The 3,044-nt window shown below is 54.6% G+C and carries 2 protein-coding genes and 1 pseudogene; 1 reads left to right on the forward strand and 2 read right to left on the reverse strand.

The annotated features are described in order from the left end of the window. Both AB8B76_RS01730 and AB8B76_RS01735 read right to left on the reverse strand, forming a co-directional pair. Positions 1–1,053: ABC transporter permease subunit (locus tag AB8B76_RS01730; protein WP_405269377.1), on the reverse strand; the 1,053-nt coding region annotated here is incomplete at its 3' end. Continuing rightward, entirely contained in the window at positions 1,053–1,763 is a 711-nt protein-coding gene (locus tag AB8B76_RS01735) for an ABC transporter ATP-binding protein (RefSeq protein ID WP_405269380.1), read from the reverse strand. The genes AB8B76_RS01730 and AB8B76_RS01735, both read right to left, overlap by 1 nt. A 638-nt stretch (positions 1,764–2,401) precedes the next feature. Here AB8B76_RS01735 and AB8B76_RS01740 point away from each other — a divergent pair. After that, positions 2,402–3,044 (forward strand): annotated as a pseudogene (locus AB8B76_RS01740) (hypothetical protein); the annotation flags it as partial.

Consider the following 3,044-nt stretch of genomic DNA (forward strand, 5'->3'; position numbering starts at 1 on the left):
CTGCTGTCGCAGGCGCGCCCCCTGATCCTCCCCACTGAAGCGCGCGAGCACTTCCGCACCCTGCCGCTCACCCTCCACCGCCATCAGGCCACGGATATTGACCGGCAATTCGTCTAGAGTTTCCACGCCATAGTCCGCTAACACCTGGCTTTGAAAGTCCACGTAGTTAGGATCGCTAGGGTTATGGGAATCGCCCAGCGCTCTCAGCGACGTGGCGAGCGCCATTTGCCTAGCGAAGGCACTCTCCAAGGGCGCCGCGGTGCTTGCGACATCGGCCGCCACCCTTGGAACAACAATAGTGACGATCATCCACAACGCTGCGAGCACAAGGAAAGCACTGCTACTGCGGCGCAGCATTGTGCTAATGGACGTCACGGCTAGAGCCCAGATCGCTAAATACACGGCGTATACAAGTACTACAGCGGTGGCCGAGGCGCTGTCCCGTGTTTCCGCAGGACCGGCGGTCAATGCGGCACCCGCCAGCACCAAAACACAAGCCGCGCAGATGATCAGCTGTACCGACAGCTTGCCCAGCGCGATGCTTCTAAGCTTGACCCCCTGCGCTAAGAGAACCCGAAGCGTGCTTGATTCGCGCTCTCGAGTGATGCCGCTGTGTCCGATGAGTATCAGTAAAAGTGGTGCAAGCACCTGCAGGATAAAAGCAGGCGTGAGATTCCCAAACCTTACCATCGCAGCGCCCTCGCTGGCTCCCGCGAACATTGCCGCGTTCTGACGATGTCCCTCCAAGAATATCGAGGTTCCACCGTAGGCATCCAGGCCTGGGTCAATAGATGCCAGCGGTGGTGGTGTACGAAAGACATACTGACCGTAATGCACCATGCGGTGGGGATGACGATCAGGTTGGTCTTCAAAAATATCTGTGGCTTCATCCTGGTGTGTCTGTCGGTGATCGAACTGTTCGGACAAAAACACTGTTGAGGTAAGGACCGACAACGCCAGAAGGAGCAGGAAGATACCCGCTGATATTTGCGCCAAGCGACTGCGGCTAAGCCAAACCATCTCAGCTTTTGCGATGGACCATACAGCACTCATCACACCACCTCGTTTGCAGCAGAGAATGCTGCACGTATGGCATCTGAATCAAAGCCGTCTGAGCCTCTATCAAAGTCACCTACTCGACGACCCTGACTCAGTAGCAGAATTTGATCCGCCGTTTCGCTGGCACCAAACAGATCATGGGTCACCATGAGAATCGATGTCCCTGCTTCTCGTAGGTTTTCGATGAGACGGTGAAAGTCATCAATAGCAGCGGGGTCTAATCCAGATGTCGGTTCATCAAACAAAATCAAGGGCGTTTTACGCAGCAGGCAAGTCGCAATCGCCACTTTTTGACGCATACCTTTTGAAAACGTACTGGCTCGGGCATCCCAGGCGCGTTTTGGCAAGTCCACGCGCTCAAAGGCTTCTTCTATCTCCGCCCCGCTGGTCCCCACCCCCGCCAAACTAAGGAAGTAAGCGGCGTTCTCTAAGGCAGTCAGGTGGTCGTACAGCGCTGCCTGCTCGGGTAGGTAGCCTGTTTGAGCGCGAATTGAATCTGCGTGCGATGCAACGCTTTTCCCCAAGACCTGTGCGTCGCCACTCGTTAATGGAATCAGGCCTAGTAGCGCAAGAATCGTCGTCGACTTTCCAGCGCCGTTCCCACCAATCAATGCCAGTATTTGCTTAGCCCCCAAAGAAAGATCCAATTGGTTGAGCACAGTGTTTTTACCGCGCTCTACGACCATCTTGCTAGCTTCAATCATGTGTTTTTTGCTCCTCCCGGAACTGTTCAGGGCCCTACAAAACAAGTCCACACCGCACCTAGGTGGGCATTGACAGCGTTTTAGCGGGTAACTTCTGTTGGTACGAAAGACGCGGCAATAGAACCGCGATCGAACTAATCGGCGATGCGCTGCAGAGAATCCGGGTCCGCAGGGGGACCACGAGGCAAAGAGACCAAACCTGCACAGTCGCGTGGTATGTCATAGCGAGAATCCCCAGCTAGCGAGGCGCATTCAGGCTCGGAGAGTAGGAGGGGTGACGCCAGAGACATGCTACCCGGGGTATCTTCATGAACACACATTGAGCAGAGGAGCTCGGTCTCACTGCTGCGGTGTCCTTGATCATGATCGTGAAAAGCCGAGGCCAGACTTGCCGCCAGGAGAAAGACAACGAGTGTCAAACCTGTGAGGAAGCGATAATTGGTAGGTGCGAAAAATGACACGAAACAGAGTTCAAAAGCCCAAGACATTCCGCAGGTTTTGTATCACGAGGAATCTTGGTAACACAAGAGCAAGCTTGAATTTACGCTTCTAAGAAGATGTCTCTTGTTGAGACGGCTCAACAAAGGTAGCGTTGTACGCATTGGTTCCTTGCAAGTCTAACGGAAGGTCGAAGTCGAATGACAAGTCTACAAGTCGTTGTTTCCCGAATTAGAGCAATACCGCTGATCGGGGGAATTGTGGTTCTTAGCTCCATAGTCTCCGCCTGCGCCGGGTCGCCTCGAGAATCCGCCATCCCATACATCCCGGAAGCCCTTGGGCCTTACACATGGTCCATCAGCACCAGCAGCGAAAAAGCTCAAGAGTACTTTGATCAGGGCATGCAGCTGCGCTACGGATACAGCATGAGCGAAGCGGCGCGCTCCATGGTGGAAGCACGAACCATCGATCCGAATTGCGCTATCTGTTTCTGGGGTGAGGCTTTTGCTCTTGGTTCCTTCCTTAATCAACCCATGACGGAAGAGAACGCGCCATTAGCGCACGCGGCTATAAACAAGGCGGCGGCACTTAAAGATCGTGCCTCAGCCGTTGAAGCCGCACTGATTGATGCCGCGGTCGTGAGGTACCCCGCCAAGTATGATCCGGAGGACAGACGCAATGTCGACCAAGCCTTTGCGAGCGCCATGGCTGAGGTCTACGCCCAGTTCCCCGATCATACAGAAGTCACTACGGTCTACAGTATCGCTCTGTTTCTTTTAGAGGAACGACGAGGCTACCGCGATCTCACCGACCCCAGCCTGCAAAAACTCCACGGATTACTGA

Source organism: Congregibacter sp., assembly GCF_045107095.1.
Classification (GTDB): domain Bacteria; phylum Pseudomonadota; class Gammaproteobacteria; order Pseudomonadales; family Halieaceae; genus Congregibacter.

Excerpts from the sequence above, each read along its gene's own strand:
- AB8B76_RS01735 (WP_405269380.1), bottom strand. The coding sequence starts at position 1,763 with ATGATTGAAGCTAGCAAGATGGTCGTAGAGCGCGGTAAAAACACTGTG.